The sequence below is a fragment of the Parendozoicomonas sp. 2304DJ65-17 genome, from assembly GCF_058148445.1.
This window is the reverse complement of the sequence record NZ_JBYVJV010000001.1, coordinates 466,731-482,590: the sequence shown is the minus strand read 5'-3', so window position 1 is coordinate 482,590 and position 15,860 is coordinate 466,731. Positions and strand designations below refer to the sequence as shown.

Annotated in this window: 19 protein-coding genes; 18 read left to right on the top strand and 1 reads right to left on the bottom strand. The window is 48.2% G+C overall.

Annotated features, from left to right (window positions below; genetic code table 11):
* Positions 1-367 precede the first annotated feature (367 nt).
* The 9 genes from ACY2RR_RS02245 (at position 368) to ACY2RR_RS02205 (ending at position 8,285) form a co-directional block, all read left to right on the top strand.
* The gene (locus ACY2RR_RS02245) at positions 368-1,609 is read left to right on the top strand and encodes a flagellin (protein ID WP_490106510.1); all 1,242 of its coding nucleotides are present in this window, start codon (positions 368-370) and stop codon (positions 1,607-1,609) included.
* 150 nt (positions 1,610-1,759) lie between these two features.
* Positions 1,760-3,130, top strand: a complete 1,371-nt coding sequence (fliD, locus tag ACY2RR_RS02240; RefSeq protein ID WP_490106509.1) for a flagellar filament capping protein FliD — start codon at positions 1,760-1,762, stop codon at positions 3,128-3,130.
* A 15-nt stretch (positions 3,131-3,145) separates the two neighbouring features.
* On the top strand, positions 3,146-3,595 hold the full coding sequence (gene fliS / locus ACY2RR_RS02235; protein WP_490106508.1) for a flagellar export chaperone FliS: 450 nt from the start codon (positions 3,146-3,148) through the stop codon (positions 3,593-3,595).
* Positions 3,588-3,899, top strand: coding sequence for a hypothetical protein (locus ACY2RR_RS02230; RefSeq protein WP_490106507.1), 312 nt, complete (start codon positions 3,588-3,590; stop codon positions 3,897-3,899). Before fliS ends, ACY2RR_RS02230 begins: the two co-directional genes overlap by 8 nt.
* 15 nt (positions 3,900-3,914) lie before the next feature.
* Positions 3,915-5,198 carry a flagellar hook-length control protein FliK gene (locus tag ACY2RR_RS02225; protein ID WP_490106506.1) on the top strand — a complete coding sequence of 428 codons (1,284 nt, stop codon included), beginning with the start codon at positions 3,915-3,917 and terminating at the stop codon, positions 5,196-5,198.
* A gap of 17 nt (positions 5,199-5,215) precedes the next feature.
* Positions 5,216-5,719 carry a flagellar basal body-associated FliL family protein gene (locus tag ACY2RR_RS02220; protein ID WP_490106505.1) on the top strand — a complete coding sequence of 168 codons (504 nt, stop codon included), beginning with the start codon at positions 5,216-5,218 and terminating at the stop codon, positions 5,717-5,719.
* A 15-nt stretch (positions 5,720-5,734) separates the two neighbouring features.
* A complete protein-coding gene (gene fliA / locus ACY2RR_RS02215) occupies positions 5,735-6,460 on the top strand; it encodes an RNA polymerase sigma factor FliA (RefSeq protein ID WP_490106504.1) in 726 nt (241 codons plus the stop codon).
* 1 nt (position 6,461) lies between these two features.
* Positions 6,462-7,313: a flagellar motor stator protein MotA gene (gene motA, locus ACY2RR_RS02210; RefSeq protein WP_490106503.1), complete on the top strand. Its 852-nt coding sequence runs from the start codon at positions 6,462-6,464 to the stop codon at positions 7,311-7,313.
* Between the two features lie 18 nt (positions 7,314-7,331).
* Entirely contained in the window at positions 7,332-8,285 is a 954-nt protein-coding gene (locus ACY2RR_RS02205; RefSeq protein WP_490106502.1) for a flagellar motor protein MotB, read from the top strand.
* Here ACY2RR_RS02205 and flgA read toward each other — a convergent pair whose 3' ends face one another.
* Positions 8,286-8,999 carry a flagellar basal body P-ring formation chaperone FlgA gene (gene flgA / locus ACY2RR_RS02200; RefSeq protein ID WP_490106501.1) on the bottom strand — a complete coding sequence of 238 codons (714 nt, stop codon included), beginning with the start codon at positions 8,997-8,999 and terminating at the stop codon, positions 8,286-8,288. It abuts the gene before it with no gap.
* Positions 9,000-9,225: 226 nt separating this feature from the next.
* Here flgA and flgB point away from each other — a divergent pair, with 226 nt between their 5' ends.
* The 9 genes from flgB to ACY2RR_RS02155 all read left to right on the top strand — a co-directional run bounded on the left by flgB (position 9,226) and on the right by ACY2RR_RS02155 (position 15,854).
* Positions 9,226-9,609: a flagellar basal body rod protein FlgB gene (flgB, locus tag ACY2RR_RS02195; RefSeq protein WP_490106500.1), complete on the top strand. Its 384-nt coding sequence runs from the start codon at positions 9,226-9,228 to the stop codon at positions 9,607-9,609.
* 27 nt (positions 9,610-9,636) lie between these two features.
* The gene (gene flgC, locus ACY2RR_RS02190) at positions 9,637-10,065 is read left to right on the top strand and encodes a flagellar basal body rod protein FlgC (protein WP_490106499.1); all 429 of its coding nucleotides are present in this window, start codon (positions 9,637-9,639) and stop codon (positions 10,063-10,065) included.
* A gap of 22 nt (positions 10,066-10,087) precedes the next feature.
* Positions 10,088-10,738, top strand: coding sequence for a flagellar hook assembly protein FlgD (locus ACY2RR_RS02185; RefSeq protein WP_490106498.1), 651 nt, complete (start codon positions 10,088-10,090; stop codon positions 10,736-10,738).
* Positions 10,739-10,764: 26 nt separating this feature from the next.
* Positions 10,765-12,009, top strand: coding sequence for a flagellar hook protein FlgE (gene flgE, locus ACY2RR_RS02180; RefSeq protein ID WP_490106497.1), 1,245 nt, complete (start codon positions 10,765-10,767; stop codon positions 12,007-12,009).
* Positions 12,010-12,032: 23 nt separating this feature from the next.
* The gene (locus ACY2RR_RS02175) at positions 12,033-12,773 is read left to right on the top strand and encodes a flagellar basal body rod protein FlgF (protein ID WP_490106496.1); all 741 of its coding nucleotides are present in this window, start codon (positions 12,033-12,035) and stop codon (positions 12,771-12,773) included.
* 142 nt (positions 12,774-12,915) lie between these two features.
* Entirely contained in the window at positions 12,916-13,701 is a 786-nt protein-coding gene (flgG, locus tag ACY2RR_RS02170) for a flagellar basal-body rod protein FlgG (RefSeq protein WP_490106495.1), read from the top strand.
* A 16-nt stretch (positions 13,702-13,717) separates the two neighbouring features.
* Positions 13,718-14,416 (top strand): flagellar basal body L-ring protein FlgH, encoded by a 699-nt coding sequence (locus ACY2RR_RS02165; RefSeq protein WP_490106494.1) that lies wholly within the window; start codon positions 13,718-13,720, stop codon positions 14,414-14,416.
* Positions 14,413-15,534 carry a flagellar basal body P-ring protein FlgI gene (locus ACY2RR_RS02160; RefSeq protein WP_490106493.1) on the top strand — a complete coding sequence of 374 codons (1,122 nt, stop codon included), beginning with the start codon at positions 14,413-14,415 and terminating at the stop codon, positions 15,532-15,534. The genes ACY2RR_RS02165 and ACY2RR_RS02160 overlap by 4 nt, the downstream gene beginning before the upstream one ends.
* The gene (locus tag ACY2RR_RS02155; RefSeq protein WP_490106492.1) at positions 15,534-15,854 is read left to right on the top strand and encodes a rod-binding protein; all 321 of its coding nucleotides are present in this window, start codon (positions 15,534-15,536) and stop codon (positions 15,852-15,854) included. The genes ACY2RR_RS02160 and ACY2RR_RS02155 overlap by 1 nt, the downstream gene beginning before the upstream one ends.
* Positions 15,855-15,860 lie beyond the last annotated feature (6 nt).

Below are 15,860 nucleotides of genomic sequence, written 5' to 3'. Positions count from 1 at the left end.
GCAAACGTAGGTCGGTGTCGAGCGAAGTGAGACCCGACAAACAGTGGCCCATAAATAAGGAGGCAGTGTTATTTCAAAAAGAAACAAAAAATAAGTCTTTTAATTTCCCTCCATTCTAAATCTAGAACCCGCGCCAAAATCTGCAACAAGGCACACTAATACTGCTTTCCTAAACCAACTAACGGTCAAAAAACTACGCAAATTCAGCGGTCTTTATTAGAAATAAATACAAATAACCCTATTAAGCCCCGTAGAAATCTAACCGAACAGTTAAGTGTTGGGCCTGGTGCGCATTGATGTCTTGTTCTGGGCCTGAATTATCACAAGGGGTAACCAAAGCCCCAATCCATGGATGGAGAGTGAATAAATGGCCTTTTCGGTAAACACAAACATTTTCTCGCTGAATGCTCAGCGGAACCTGATGACATCCCAGTCAGGCTTGCAGACAGCTATGCAGCGTCTGGCTTCAGGTTCCCGTATTAACAGTGCCAAGGATGATGCGGCAGGTCTGCAGATTTCTAACCAGTTAACTTCCCAGATTCGAGGCCTGGCGGTTGGTGTTCGTAACGCTAACGATGGTATCTCTCTGGCTCAGACTGCTGAAGGTGCCCTGCAGGAATCTACCAATATTCTGCAGCGTATGCGTGAGCTGGCGCTTCAGTCTGCTAACGGCTCCAACGAAACCGCTCAGCGTACAGCTTTGAACTCTGAGGTGACTGAGCTGAAAGCGGAATTGGACAGAATCGCCCAGTCCACTTCTTTCGGTGGTATCAAGCTGTTGGATGGTAACTTTGGTTCTAGAACTTTCCAAGTTGGTAGCTCTGTGACTAGTGCGGATCAAATTAATGTTGCAATTGCTGGTGCAACAGCGGATCTGCTCGGTACCGGTTCTGGCGTAACTGGCGCATCTGTTATTGGTTCAATCGAAGGTGGCTTTATAGAGCTGGGATCTTCTAGAACTGCCGAAGTACTGACTTTGGACGTTGATGGCTCTGGTACTGGTCAGACTTTTGAAGTCAGCATTGCTACAACGGATACTGCCAGTGACATTGCCGGTAAGCTGAATAATGCTTTTGGGGCTGCTGCTGCTCACTCTGACCATACAACATTGGAAGCCGGTCATCTGAGTGCCATTGTAAACTCCAGCGGTGGTGTTGATATCGTTGCTACCACAGCTTTCACTACCCCAGCTAACTTTAGCTTGACCACTGATAACACCACTGCTGGTGACTACGGTATCTTGGGTGAAGTTGTACAAAATGCCGCTCTGACGGGGGCTTCAGGCTCTGCCCTTGATAATATTACTGGTATAGGCGTAACGACTGCTGCTGATGCTAGAAATGCAGTAACTGTTATTGACCGTGCCCTTCAGCAGGTCGATACCCAGCGTGCAGACCTTGGTGCTGTTCAAAACCGTCTGACATCCACCATCTCTAACCTCTCCAATATCAGTGAAAACGTATCCGCTTCCAGAAGCCGGATTCAGGACGCTGATTTTGCTGCAGAGACTGCGATGCTGGCTAAGTTCCAGGTACTTCAGCAGGCTGGTACTGCAATCTTATCTCAGGCTAACGCTACAACTCAGAACGTATTGTCTCTGCTGCGTTAATAGCTTTGAGATAAAAAGTCAGCTTTTGTTAGTTTTCAGCTGGCTCAGAATAGGCGAGGAAGTACATTCCTCGTCTATTCTTTTATTGGGGAAGCCGTATCTCTCCAGCGCTTCGTAACGCATTCACAGTAATAAACGCCAGGTACGGCCATGTTACAGTTATCCGGTTTAGTTTCAGGCATTGATACCCAGTCTCTGGTGAATACTCTGGTTCAGGCAGAGCGGGCTCCGCGCCAGTCATCCATCCAGCGCCAGCAGCAACAGGACACCGTTGAGCTTTCCGCTCTTGGTCAGCTGCAATCAGCGATTAATAACTTTAACTCTGCCGCAGAGAAACTGGGGAATTCAGAGGTCTTCAGTGATCGCAAAGCATCCGTTAGCAATACCGATGCTTTGTCTATGTCTTTAACGGACGCTGCCGTGACGGGAAGCTACTCATTTACTGTTCAGCAGCTGGCCAGCAATCAACAACAGGCCACTGCCAGTTTCGCTGAAGCGGCCACCTTTGGTACAGGAGATCTGGTTCTCACTGTTAATGGTGAAAGCCTGACCTTCACCCTCGACAGTGAAAACAACACGTTGGCTGGTATTCGGGATGCTATTAATAACGCTGATGATAATCCCGGTGTATCTGCGACCATTGTTAAAGATGGAACTGAACAGAGGCTGTTAATTAACAGTACCAAAACCGGTGCCGATTATGGTGTAACGATTGATACCTCAGGTCTGACTCTGGGAGCCGGAGATTTAAATCTGACGACTGGTCTCACCGAACTTCAGGCTGCGGCTGATGCCAGAGTTATTATTGGTGATCCGGCAAACCCAAACAGTATAACTATCAACCATAGTGATAACAGCGTTGAAGGTGTGATTGACGGGGTGACGCTGAATTTGAAAGAAGTCAGTACCACTGCCGTTAATGTGGATATCTCCCTGGATAACACCGCTTCAGAAAAGGCGATAAAGGACTTTGTCTCGGCCTATAACGAATTGACAACAACAGTGAATAGTCTGACCAGGTTTACGGAAGGGCAGGGCGGGTCAGCTTTAACCGGGGATGCCACGGTGCGCTCTTTGGTCAACTCTTTACGTATAGCATTCAGTGATGGCATTGAGGTTGATGGCCAAACACTGCAACTGGCCGAGTTTGGTATTAAAACGGCAACAGATGGCACTTTAGAAGTTGATGATACCAAGCTGAGTGAGGCCGTTAGCCAGAACTTCTCATCTTTGCAGGGATTTTTTGGCAATGACACTGGTTTAGGCGGGAAAGTGACTACAATTCTTGATCGTTATGATGCCACCAATGGTGTTGTAAAGGAGCGTATGGATCGTCTGGATGCAGGGCTGAAAGATTTGACCCTGGAACTGGAAGATCTGGATGCCCGTATGGAGCAGAGGCGTAAGTACTGGGAAGACAGGTTCATTGCTATGGAGCAGGCACTGTCGCAGTTTAATTCAACTAGTAGTTGGCTTACGAACAACTTGAATAGCCTTTCTGGCAACAACAGTAATAATTAATGGGAACTGCTTGTTATGGACACCAGTGGACTCGCAGCGTATCGCAAGGTTCAGAACAATGCCCAGGCGGAAGTGGCTGATCCGTATAAGTTGATTCAGCTGTTGTTTAAAGAGTTGATGACCTCCCTTTTTCAGGCAAAAGGCTGCATGGAACGTGGGCAGCTCTCTGAGAAAGGGGACTTAATTGCTCACTGCGTGGAAATTATTCTGGCGCTCGATGAATCCCTCAATATTGAAGCTGGTGGTGAAATGGCCGAAAACCTTCGCAGCCTTTACCACTATTGTGTGCGTCAGTTATTAGCTGCTGGCCCTGAAAACAGCCTTGAGAAGCTGGATGAAGTGACCAATCTGATGAAACAGATTCAGGAAGCCTGGAATGGCATTGGACAAAAAGCTCCTGGGAACATTCCAGCCGTAAATGCTGAAGGTGGATCTGTATCCAGTGGGGTTAATGGTCATGCCTGATATCGGTGTTGAGCAGGTTCGGAAGGCTAGGGTCGAGCTGCAGGGTGCCTGGGAAAGCAGAGACTGGAGCAAACTGATGACTCGGGAGAAGAGTGTTCGTTTGTTGGCAGAAGATATCTTTGCCAGTCAGGTTCCTGATGGTGAGTTGAGAAAAGAACTCTTTTCGTTGCAGCAGCAGTATCTGGACATTGTTGCAGAGATGAACAAAGAGCGAGCCCAGCTGAAAGAATTGCTGGTTCAAAGTGGAAATCGGTTAAATGCGGTTCAGCAGTATCGAATGACCGGACAGCTGAAAAACAGTTAAGAACAGATACCGATCATGGATGGATCACCAGCCGCGCAGGTAGCGCCAGTTTTACCCCAGACACTTCCGCTGAATTCTCAGTTGGGAGTGTCTTTGGGTATGGGCGGTATAGGATTTTCTGGCAGTGGAACCGTATCCACAGAGCTTCGTTTTCTTCCTCATTCTGCAAATAGCACGGCTTCTGAGGCGCTTTCATTTGCTGACTATTTTGATGATGCGCTGACTGCCGCGCCTTTGGATATTCATTCTGAAGCGTTACAGCAGATTGCTCCAACCTTGCGGGCAGGTTATGTTTCGGGTGATGTACTGAATAGTTTTCAACAGGCTCTTCAGTCGTCTTCTCCCCAGGATGATGTTTCTATTTCACCACAAAGCCAACAAGCCCAGAGTTTACCAGAAGGCTTTGAAACACCTGTGTTAAGGCTCGCGGGAGAAACGCCACTTAAAGAGCAGGTCATAGCATCGGCAGAGATGAAACCAGTGATGCCTGAGCAGTCCCGGCCGCAGGCTGAGCCTGTGGATTTTCAGAGGGTTGTCCAGCAAAGAGCTGAGCTTCAACAGAAGGCGGATGCTTCTGAGCAGCTAAAACCTCTGCAACTTACACCGGATACATCCAGTCTTGATCTACCAGAGTCTGCCCTTAACCAGAAGCTGTTGCAGAACACATTGAACGCTTTAAAGGTAGAAGCTTCACCTCTTCCCATGGTTTCTGCGTCATCTCAGTCATCCGCACCGGTCGCTACTGTTCAGGCTCAGAATATTGAGATGCCTACTGCTGTTTTACCTTCCCAGCCGACTGACTCTGCAGGTATCGAAACCTCTTCAGACAGAAAAGCACTGGAACTGACCGAATCTCGTTCGTTTCAGGATCTACTTTCCCGTCAGTCCCTGAAAGGGGATCAGATGGGGGAAAGGCTTATGGTTATGCTGAACAGGGATCAGCGTAACGCCACTCTGCGAATGGACCCACCAGAGCTGGGGCAGCTGAAAGTTATGCTGAATGTTGATGGTGATCAGGTTTCTGTTCAGTTCCAGGCTGGCAACTCCCAACTCAGGGATATGCTCAACCAGCAGGTTGACCGGCTGCGGCAGTTCTTTGAACAGCAGCAGATGAATCTGGTGAATGTGGATATTTCCCATGACCGTGGTCTTGCCCAGAACAGTTTCCAGAACTCTGAACAGGGGAATATGGCTCAGGAAACGAGCGCTTCTCCCGATGAAAGTAGTGTGAATCTCGAATATTCGGTTTCATCCGGCACCGAACGTGTTCAGCAGGGATTGCTTGATATTTACGTGTAAAGGACAGGGAGCTTCAAATGGCTGATGAAGATCAGGAAGAAGGCCAGAGCGCTGAGAAAGAAACGGGTAAAGAGAAAGGCAAGGGCTCTTCCAAGCTTATTATGATCATCGCCATAGTCAGCGTATTACTGATTGGTGGGGGAGCTGCGGCTTATTTCTTTCTAATGAAGCCTGCCGGGGATGAAACCGCAGAAGAGAATGTTGTTGCTAAAGCTCTTTTCTTTGAGCTTGAACCCTTTGTGGTGTCCCTCACTGGCGAGCGGAAGTCCCATTATATGCAGCTTGAGCTTGCTCTTCTTACCAGGGATCAGTCTATGGTCACTGTTTTGGAAGAAAATACTCCCCTGATTCGCAATGCCCTGATCCAGAATATGAGTGGTATGGCCTATCAGGATGCTTTGCTGATTGATGCTCCAGACCGAATCCGGGCTTCAGCTCTGGTCAAGGTTAGAGAGTTGTTAAAAGAGCAGGGTGGTGAGCTGATTGAAGATGTACTGATTGTTAACGTTGTGATTCAGTAACATTGGGCTCGGACTGTGAAAGCAGCCAGCGAAGGAATTCAGGCCTATAAGAACCAGAGCCAGAACTCTGTTGATGCTCTGGTTCGCAAGCATCTGCCGCTGGTGCGAAAGATAGCTTTGCATCTGGTCAGCACAGTCGGTCATGTGGCTTCTGTTGATGATTTGATGCAATCCGGGCTGGTGGGCTTGATCGAAGCCGCTGGCCGTTACGACGCAACTCAACAAGCCTCTTTTGAACAGTTTGCCCGTCACCGCATTCACGGAGCCATGATTGATATGGTTCGCCAGGGCGACTGGCGCCCCCGCCGCACCCGTGAAGAAACCCAGAAACTCTCCCGTACTACAGCTGAACTGGAAAAGACTCTGGGGCGTCCGCCCCATGATCGAGAGGTTGCTGACGCTCTCGGCCTGTCCCTGGAAAAGTACCAGGGAATGCTCGCCAGTACCCATTCTGCCCGCTTGATCAGTTTTGATGAAGTTCTTGAATCTGGTGGTGAACCCACAGATTACGAAGATGAGCTCGCAACCAGTATTTTTCAGCATTGTGAACAGGGCGCATTGGCCGATGCATTAAAAGAGCTTCCGGAAAGAAGCCAGCAGCTATTCAACCTGTATTACGTACAGGAAATGAATATGAAGGAGATAGGTTTGGTTTTCGATATTTCAGAAGCCAGAGTGTGCCAGCTTCACGCTCAGGGACTGAAAAAGCTGAAAGCCATTCTCAAGGACTGGAGTCAGTAACATGTTTAAGCTCGCCGGTTTTATTATTCTGATCGCCAGTATTCTTGGGGGGTTCGTACTTGCCCACGGTAAATTGATCAGCCTTTGGCAGCCTTATGAAATTTTGATTATTGCCGGTGGTGCCTTTGGTGCGTTCTGCCTGGCTCACCCATGGAAAGTAGTGGCGGCTTCCGGGCGTCATATTCGTTTTACTCTTACCGGCACCGGATATAACCAGAAATATTATGAAGCTTTGCTCCAGCTTTTGAACCAGCTGTTTGAAGTGTCCCGTAAACAAGGCGGCCGTAAAGCGCTGGAAGAACATATCGAAAATGCAGACAGCAGTGATATTTTCAAAAGCTACCCCCGCATCACCAAAACTCCCCAGACTATGTTGTTTATCACCGACAACATTCGCCTGTCGCTGGTGGATAACCTGGATACCCACAATTTCGAAGCTTTGATGGAACATGAGATTGAAACCTACGAGTCAGAGCTTTCACGGCCTGGGGTGGCCCTTCAGGAAATTGCTGATGCCTTGCCGGGATTTGGGATTATGGCTGCAGTACTGGGTATCGTAATTACCATGCAATCTTTGGATGGACCTCCTGATCAGCTTGGTCTTCACATTGCCGCGGCATTGGTGGGAACCTTTATGGGGGTATTTTTAGGTTATGGTGTTGTTGGCCCTATCGCTTCCTCAATCAGCCACTCCATTCACTATGAGATCAAAGCCCTTGAATGCATAAAAGCGGCTTTGGTCAGTAATCGTCATGGCACACCTCCGGCCATGGCCGTTGAGGCTGGCCGTAAAGTCCTCTGCACAGAGAGCAGACCGTCCTTTGAAGAAATGGAGAAGATTCTCGAAGGGTAACCTTTGGGATAAATCCCCATGAGCAAGGACAAGCCAACAATCATTGTTGTTAAAAAATCCAAGGGCGGACATGGTGGACATCATGGCGGTTCCTGGAAGGTGGCGATTGCCGATTTCGCCATCGCAATGATGGCTTTGTTCCTTGTGCTCTGGCTGCTCAGTGTGACTGATGATGAGCAGAAAGCCGCTATTGCCGCTTACTTTGAAGATCCGGGCACCTTTATGAAGGCGGGCTCGGCTCACCCAATTGATCTGGGTGGTTCTCCCAATATTATTCGCCGTGTAGATAACGTTGGCCCCAGTATGAAAGGGAAAGACGGCACTGAGGTTATTGGTGATTTACAGGCTCCGCAGCGGGGAGAAAAAGCTGATTTTGAAGAGCTAGTGAAACAGCTTCAGCAGATGTTGAGTGGTGAAATGGATGATCGTCATCTCGATGAATATGTGTTTATGGAAGTACTTCCAGAAGGCTTAAGGTTGGTCATTCTGGATCATAATGAAGAGCACATGTTTGAACGCGGTAGTGCCCGGCTGAATCCATTCTATGAAGATTTGTTGTTGGCTCTGGCTCGGGTTTTGAAGAAGATCAGCAACCCGATTATGGTCAGTGGCCATACCGATGCAACCAAAACAAATATTTATCGCTATAGCAATTGGAACCTTTCTGGCGAGCGGGCTTTGGTTGCACAGAAAATCCTGAGTTTTGGTGGTGTGACTGATGAGCAGTTTATCATGGTTGCCGCACTGTCTGACCATGAACCGCGGATTCCTGATAACCCAGAAGATGGCTCAAACCGAAGGGTTGAGTTAATGGTTCTGAATCACAATATGGCTTCCCGGATTAAGAGACTCTTTGCTCCGGTTCAGGACAATGGCTTACCGAAAGAAAACCTGATTCCTCAGGAAGATATTGATGCGGCAGATCAGGAAGCCCATTCCAATCAGCTCCCGAAAATTCTGAGGCCAGAGTAACTACTGGCCAACCAGGCTGACTAACCCCTTTCCTATCACTTCTGCGGTAATGACTTTTCCGGAAGATGTATTGCGAATCTGGATTTGATCTCCCAGTGAGCCGGATTCCAGAGCCTGTCCTTTCATGGAAACAAGAAACCCGGCACTTTTCACCTGAATGCGAACGGCTTTATTTCGTTCCACCATCTCGGGTTGTGATGTCATGGATGGTTGGATAATTTTCCCGGGGCTGATCTGTCTGCGACTGTTAAGCCCTGCAACCTGTCTAGGGTTTGAGAAATACTTGCCACGAACTTTCAGAATATTTTCTTCTTCGGTAGTCAGGTCAGCTACGGAAATCCTGCTGTTCCTTTCAATTTTGTTCACGCTCTTCACAACGGTGCGATAAATAAAAACTTCTGCCCTGACATTTAAAGACCATACCGGGCTTTCACAGGAAACTTTGCGCGTCATTCTGGATGCTATTTTGCTGCTTGAACCAATAGCGCTAACGGCTGGTTTGTGAGTGCATAAAGGGAGTTTCAAGGCAGGAAGCGAAGCCAGTTGAATAGAATATTTCTTACTGCCAAGGCTCTTCGCATAACCAGCTACGTCTTTGTTTAAATGCTTGGTAACGGCCAGCTCGACCTGTTCATTGACTGTTTGCGCATGAAGTAAGGTGCTGAGTGAAACCAGCGTAAAGGCTCCGGCTAATTTGAAAACCCAATATTTCATCCCTTTCCCCAATCTTATTTTTGAGGCGGAATTGTCATGCCGCTAAAACCGGAACGCGGCTTCCGCTTTTCGTCGTTTATTACTTCACCTTAAACCAGCACTGGGTTTCTTCAAGGTCATCAGAGGCTCTGGCCGGGTACCTCTTCAAAAACAAATCCTAAAAATAAAAGCTGGCACGGTTATCGCAAATAGTTAACGGCTAGTAACGTGACTCAAGGAAGAGAACGTGGCGATCAGTTTTGAAAATGCATTAGGTATTCATCCGCGGGCGCTGGAGTTCAGGGTACAGCGCGCAACTCTGCTGGCGGGAAACCTCGCTAATGTGGATACCCCCGGATACAAGGCAAGAGATATTGAGTTTGGTGAAGTACTGGAAATGGAAAACAGTCGAATAGCTTCTACCTCCGGGCAGCACGTTAGCAGTATTGATCGGGGCTTTGATGGTTCTGTGAAATACCGTATTCCCCAGCAGCAAACAACCGACGGAAACAGTGTCGAGCTGGGTGTTGAGCAAGCTAATTACTCAGAGAATGCACTGGCCTTTCAGACCAGCTTTTCCTTTTTAAATATGAAGTTCCAGGGGCTGGCCCGGGCAATTAATGGTCGCTGATAAGAACACCAAAGCAGGGATTGCTTAATGTCGTTAAACCAGATTTTCTCAATAGCCGGTTCTTCCGCTGCTGCTCAAACAATTCGTTTGAATACTGTGGCCAGTAACCTTGCCAATGCCAGCAGTGCCGGCTCTACACCGGAAGAAGCCTATCAGGTAATGAAACCGGTGTTCTCTGTGATTCAGGGCGAGGCTTTGCAAAGTGGTGGCCTGGGCAATACTTCCATGCAGGTTGAGGTTTCCGATATCCAACGCATTCCTGCGACTACAGAGCAGCGCCAGTATGAACCCAGTCATCCCAACGCTGACGAGAATGGTTATGTCTATTACCCCAACGTCAACATTGTTTCTGAGATGGCAGACATGATGTCTGCTTCTCGCAGTTATCAAACCAGTATCGAAATTATGGTCACAGCCAAAAAGATGCAGCAGCGTTTGCTGACCCTTGGACAATAAATATCAAAACGGAGCCAGTTAAATGGATGTTAACGGCATTTCCAAAAACGTAACCAGTACCGGCGGTGTTCAGCTGGGGGAAAGTAATGGTCTCCAGCAGAAAGACTTTATGCAGATGCTGCTGGCGGAAGTGAATAACCAGGATCCACTACAGCCAAAAAGTAGCACGGACTTTGTTGCCCAGCTGGCGCAGATCACCAGTGTAGAAAATCTGGAAAGCCTGAACAAAACCATGACCGGTGTGGTGAATTCCATGCAGTATTCCCAGGCTATGCAGGCGACCGGTCTGGTTGGCAAAACAGTGACTGTTCCTACCAGTGTTATTGAAGTGGATGAAGGAAAGTCTGTATCTGGTGAGGTTGCTGTACCTTCTAATGCTGACCAGCTGAGAGTAATTGTCAGTGATGCCAATGGTCAGATTGTGGGTGAAGTTGATCTTGGTAAAGCCAGTAAAGGTCTTGTGAGCTTTGATACCTCAAGCCTGGATCTTGATGCTGGTGTGTATTCCATTTCGGCGATTGCCAGTAATGGCGACGAACAGCTAAAAGTACCGGTAGCTATCTCCTCAGAGGTTGAAAGTGTGGTAATTCCTGGAGGTGGTTCAGAAGTTGAAGTGAATATTGCTGGAATCGGTGCCATGCCGCTTTCCCAGATTGCCAGGATTGGCGAATAACGACAGAAGTCAGAAGGAGCTGAATTATGTCATTCGGAATTGGTTTGAGCGGAATGAAAGCCGCCAAGCAGGATCTGGAAGTTGTCAGTAACAATATTGCCAACTCCAACACTGTCGGTTTTAAATCATCCCGTAGTGAGTTTGCGGATTTGTATGCTTCCTCCCTGAGTGGAGGCAGCAGTAAGGCAGCGGGTGTTAAGGTTGCCAACACGTCTCAATTATTCAGTCAGGGCAACCTGACCTATACCAACAGTGCTCTCGATTTGGCCATTAGTGGTAATGGCTTCTTTGTACTGAATGACAATGGCCAGCAGGCTTATACACGGGCTGGTTATTTCTCTCTGGACCAGGCCAACTATCTAGTAAACAACCAAGGGTTGAGGTTGCAGGGTTTTGCAGCTGATGCCAACGGAAACATTCTGACTGGTACCCGTCAGGATCTGCAGGTTAGTGCTGCGGATATGCAGGCCAGCGCAACCAATGAATTGATTGGCCAGTTAAACCTTGATGCCCGGAATACTGTTCCTGCGAACTCGCCGTTTGATGCCAGCGATCCTGCATCTTATAACTCCACCATGGCTTTTAATATTTATGACAGCCAGGGTAATCCTCATATTCTCAGCCTCTATTTCGGCAAAACTTCAGATAACAACTGGAATGTGCATTACCAGTTTGATGGCACTGACTTACCAAGTGGAACAAACGTTGGTGGCTCGGTGATAACCCCTCCAGCCATTGCTCAAAGCCCATTGGTTTTTAATAACGATGGAACCCTGGCATCCGGTGGTAATATCGCTATTACCGGATTAACTGTTGGCGGTGTGGCTGATCTGGATTTTGATCTCGATCTCAGCAAGCTCACTCAGCTAGGTACAGAGTTTTCTGTAAACCAGGCTCTTCAGAATGGTTACCCGGCCGGTAAGTTAACGGGGATTGAAGTTGATGAATCCGGTGCTTTACGTGCTCTCTATTCCAATGGCCAGACTCGTGTTCAGGGACAGCTGATTCTGGCAGGCTTTGCTAATGAAGGCGGGCTGACTCCAATAGGCGATAGTTTATGGCGTAACAGTTTTGAGTCCGGTGCGCCTCTCTATGGTCTGGCTGGTGCCGGAACCTTGGGTGCACTTCAGGCCGGAGCTCTTGAGCAATCTAACGTTGACCTTTCTATTGAATTGGTTCGTTTGATTGAAGCCCAGAGAAACTATCAGGCCAACGCCAAAACCATCGAGACATCCAACAACCTGACCCAGACGTTACTGAACATAATTTAATGAGCGATTTAAGGGCGGGATAAATGGATAAGTCTCTTTACGTTGGGTTGTCGGGAGCCAGCCGCACCATGAAGGCGCAGCTGGTTCATGCCAATAACCTTGCCAATATGAGTACCACAGGCTTTCGCGCAGACTTTGTGATCTCCGATTATGTAGATCTAGGTGGCGATGGATTAACCAGCCGGGTAATGACCGTTCCTAAAGGTGTCGGCAGTCGTATGACTGCCGGTGCTGTGGATCACACTGGCCGTAGTCTGGATGTTGCGATCGCCGGTGAAGGCTGGCTGTCTGTAGAAGATCGTGAAGGCAATGAAGCTTATACCCGTGCTGGTGATCTGCAAGTGTCTGCCGAAGGCGATTTAAAAAATGGTGCAGGTCATAACATTGTTGGAACAGGTGGTGCCATCAATGTTCCTCCCTATAGAAAAATTCTTATAGGCAGTGATGGCACGATAAGTGTTGTGCCCGCTGGTGGCGGTACCAATCAGTTAGTTCAGGTCGGGCAGTTAAAGCTGGTTAACCCTCCTCCTGGAGAAATTACCAAAGGTGAAGATGGCTTGTTTCGCCGGTTGGACGGAGAAGAAGCCGATCAGGATGAAGCAGTTCAGCTACGGCCTGAATACCTTGAAAGCAGCAATGTTCGGGCGGTGGAAGAGATGGTTGATTTTATGAACCTCACTCGTCAGTACGAAATGCAGTTGAAGACTATGCAGAGCACAGAGCAGATGGCTGCCAGCGGCGATCGAATGCTTAGAGACGAATAATAATTTTAGAACAGCGGTGGTTGTATAAAGGGATTGAGTTGCTGTTGCAAAGGTCAGGATGACCTGAGAGCGGCAGGTATTAGCAACAGCATTCCAATTCTTATGAAAAATACCGATGTGGATTACACGACAAGGAGGTCGTATGAATCCGGCGTTATGGATCAGTAAAACAGGTCTGGCGGCACAGGATCGTCAGATGTCGATCATTTCCAACAACCTGGCCAACGTGAATACCGTTGGATTTAAGCGGGACCGGGTGAGTTTTGAAGATCTTTTTTACCATATTGAAAAGCAACCCGGTGCTCTTTCTGATCAGCAGAATACTCTGCCATCCGGTATGCAGGTAGGTAGTGGTGTAAGGATTACCGGCACCCAGAAAGTATTTACACCAGGAAGTTATCAAACTACCAGTCAGGCTCTGGATCTGGCGATTGTAGGTAATGGTTTTTTTCAGGTCACTCTGCCCGATGGCTCAGCAGGTTACACCCGTAACGGACAGTTTCACCTGAATACCGATGGCAGCATTGTTACTGCTGCGGGCCAACCGGTAGAGCCCAATATTGTTGTTCCTCCCGACGCAACCAGTCTCACTATCAGTGAGGATGGCCGGATTATGGCCAGTATCCCCGGGCAGATTGACCCTCTCGAATTGGGGCAGTTCTCACTGGTGAGCTTTGTGAACCCGGCAGGTCTGGAGTCAAAAGGTGGAAACACCTATGTGCAATCAGCGGCCAGTGGAGACCCTGTTGAAGGTGTTCCTGGTGCTGAAGGCTTAGGCAATATCAAACAATACACGCTGGAAACTTCCAATGTCACGGTTGTGGAAGAGCTGGTGAATATGATCTCCGTGCAGCGCGCCTATGAAATGAATTCCAAGGTGATTTCTGCCACGGATGAAATGCTGCAATTCGCTAACCAGACCCTTTAACAGAGGACTCACTAATATGATGCGCACTCTGTTGATAAGTTTGATCGTTCTGCTGAATGGTTGCGCTGTGATGCAGGATCATAAGCCGGAAAAAGTGCCGGTGACTGATAAGTCACCATTGGCATCTATGCCTGCGGTAAAAAGCGGATTAGTGACTGTAAAAGACAGCCTGTTCCAGAAATCGTACTCCATGCAGCTTTTCTCGGATCGAAGGGCTTACCGGGTTGGGGATATCTTGACTGTAGTTCTGGAAGACAAAACAGAAATCAAAAAGGACTCTGGTACAACCTTTGATAAGAATGGCGGCATTACCATCCCCGACCCGACTATTTTCGGGAAGACCGGAGCGCAATTACTTGGTGGTGGGCGTTCACTGGGATTTAACCTGCAACCCCAACGAAACTTCAACGGAAAATCAAATCTGAGTCGTAAGAACGAGATTGTAAAAAGTTATATCAGTGTTCAGGTCATTGAAGTTCTACCTAACGGATCATTAAGAGTTGCTGGTGAAAAGTGGCTTCGGCTTAACAATGATGCCGAGTTTGTTCAGGTTTCTGGCCTGATTCGTCCGGAAGATATTGATACCAATAACGAAGTTTCTTCCAAACGTCTGGCTCAGGCCAATGTGACTTATTCCGGCGTGGGACCAGAGCAGGATCTTCACCGACAGGGCTGGTTGACACGAGCTCTGAACAGTCCATGGTTTCCGTTATGATGCGAGGGATTATGAAAGGCAAGGAATGCCTGAAATTACTCGGCCTCTTTATTCTGTTCAGCTCCGGAATCTCCAGAGCTGAACGGTTGATGGATATTGTTGATGTGCAGGGTGTGCGCACCAACCAATTGCTGGGTTATGGCTTGGTTGTTGGTCTGGATGGTACTGGTGATAAAACCAAGAAGGGCCATTTCACCTCGCAGTCTCTGGTCAATATGTTGCGTGAGTTTGGCATCACATTGGGAGCTAATGACCCGACATTAAAAAATGTTGCGGCAGTTTCTGTGAGTGCAGTTTTACCTCCCTTTGTTCGGCCGGGGCAGGAGATTGATGTCACAGTGTCGTCAATTGGCGATGCCTCCAGTCTGAAAGGTGGAACCCTGTTGATGACTCCCCTTAAAGGTATTGATGGTGAAATCTATGCCGTTGCTCAGGGCAATATGGTTGTTGGTGGGGCATCTGCAGGTGGAGCTAGTGGTTCCAAGGTGACGATTAATACTGTAACGGTTGGGCGAGTGCCCAACGGTGCCATTGTCGAACGTACTGTTCCCAGCAGTTTTAACAGCGGCCGGGAAATTGTTCTGACTTTAAAAGAACCCGGCTTTACCAATGCCCGCCGTATTGTGCGTAAGGTTAACGAACACTTTGGGCCAGATGTAGCCAAGGCTCACGACGGGGCTTCGGTAGTTATTGCTGCGCCTGTGGATAACAGCCAGCGGGTAACTTTTATGTCTGTACTGGAGAGGTTGGAAATTACTCCGTCTGCTCCTCCCGCCCGAGTCATATTTAACTCACGAACCGGCACCGTGGTTATGGGGCAGAATGTTCGGGTTTCGCCTGCTGCGGTGAGTCACGGCAGTTTGGTTGTGACCATTCAGGAATCGAAGAATGTCAGTCAGCCTAATGCGTTTGCGTCGGGTACTACAGAAACAACCGATGAAAGTCAGGTGGCAATAGAGGAGCAGAAAGGGCGGATGTTCTATGTTCCGGAAAGTGTGTCTCTGCAGGAAATAGTGACCGCTATCAATGGTGTAGGCGCCTCCCCAACAGATTTAATGTCCATCCTTCAGGCGTTGAAAGAAGCTGGTGCTTTGCGGGCAGAACTGGTGGTGATTTGATGAATATTGATAGCAGTGCCCTGATATCAGGCGTTGATTTAATGGGCAATAAAAATAATCCCAAAGACTTGCGGGAAGCAGCAGAAGCTTTTGAATCTCTGTTTATCAATATGATGTTAAAGAGCGCTCGGGAAGCAAATGCGGTACTGGCAAAAAACAGTTTGCTGGGCAGCTCGCAAATGGATATGTACCAGTCATTGTTCGACAGTCAGATCGCACAGGAAATGAGCAGTTCCGGAAAATTTGGTTTGGCCGATATGCTGGTTAAACAGCTGGGCGGTACAAGTGAAACAGGCAGCTTACTGGACACAGAAAGCTGAACCAAT

Excerpts from the sequence above, each read along its gene's own strand:
- ACY2RR_RS02230 (WP_490106507.1), top strand. The coding sequence starts at position 3,588 with ATGCCTGATATCGGTGTTGAGCAGGTTCGGAAGGCTAGGGTCGAGCTG.
- flgG (WP_490106495.1), top strand. The coding sequence starts at position 12,916 with ATGAATCCGGCGTTATGGATCAGTAAAACAGGTCTGGCGGCACAGGAT.
- flgE (WP_490106497.1), top strand. The coding sequence starts at position 10,765 with ATGTCATTCGGAATTGGTTTGAGCGGAATGAAAGCCGCCAAGCAGGAT.
- ACY2RR_RS02160 (WP_490106493.1), top strand. The coding sequence starts at position 14,413 with ATGATGCGAGGGATTATGAAAGGCAAGGAATGCCTGAAATTACTCGGC.
- flgA (WP_490106501.1), bottom strand. The coding sequence starts at position 8,999 with ATGAAATATTGGGTTTTCAAATTAGCCGGAGCCTTTACGCTGGTTTCA.
- ACY2RR_RS02175 (WP_490106496.1), top strand. The coding sequence starts at position 12,033 with ATGGATAAGTCTCTTTACGTTGGGTTGTCGGGAGCCAGCCGCACCATG.
- ACY2RR_RS02245 (WP_490106510.1), top strand. The coding sequence starts at position 368 with ATGGCCTTTTCGGTAAACACAAACATTTTCTCGCTGAATGCTCAGCGG.
- flgC (WP_490106499.1), top strand. The coding sequence starts at position 9,637 with ATGTCGTTAAACCAGATTTTCTCAATAGCCGGTTCTTCCGCTGCTGCT.
- ACY2RR_RS02225 (WP_490106506.1), top strand. The coding sequence starts at position 3,915 with ATGGATGGATCACCAGCCGCGCAGGTAGCGCCAGTTTTACCCCAGACA.
- ACY2RR_RS02220 (WP_490106505.1), top strand. The coding sequence starts at position 5,216 with ATGGCTGATGAAGATCAGGAAGAAGGCCAGAGCGCTGAGAAAGAAACG.
- ACY2RR_RS02185 (WP_490106498.1), top strand. The coding sequence starts at position 10,088 with ATGGATGTTAACGGCATTTCCAAAAACGTAACCAGTACCGGCGGTGTT.
- ACY2RR_RS02155 (WP_490106492.1), top strand. The coding sequence starts at position 15,534 with ATGAATATTGATAGCAGTGCCCTGATATCAGGCGTTGATTTAATGGGC.
- ACY2RR_RS02165 (WP_490106494.1), top strand. The coding sequence starts at position 13,718 with ATGATGCGCACTCTGTTGATAAGTTTGATCGTTCTGCTGAATGGTTGC.
- fliS (WP_490106508.1), top strand. The coding sequence starts at position 3,146 with ATGGACACCAGTGGACTCGCAGCGTATCGCAAGGTTCAGAACAATGCC.
- ACY2RR_RS02205 (WP_490106502.1), top strand. The coding sequence starts at position 7,332 with ATGAGCAAGGACAAGCCAACAATCATTGTTGTTAAAAAATCCAAGGGC.
- motA (WP_490106503.1), top strand. The coding sequence starts at position 6,462 with ATGTTTAAGCTCGCCGGTTTTATTATTCTGATCGCCAGTATTCTTGGG.
- fliD (WP_490106509.1), top strand. The coding sequence starts at position 1,760 with ATGTTACAGTTATCCGGTTTAGTTTCAGGCATTGATACCCAGTCTCTG.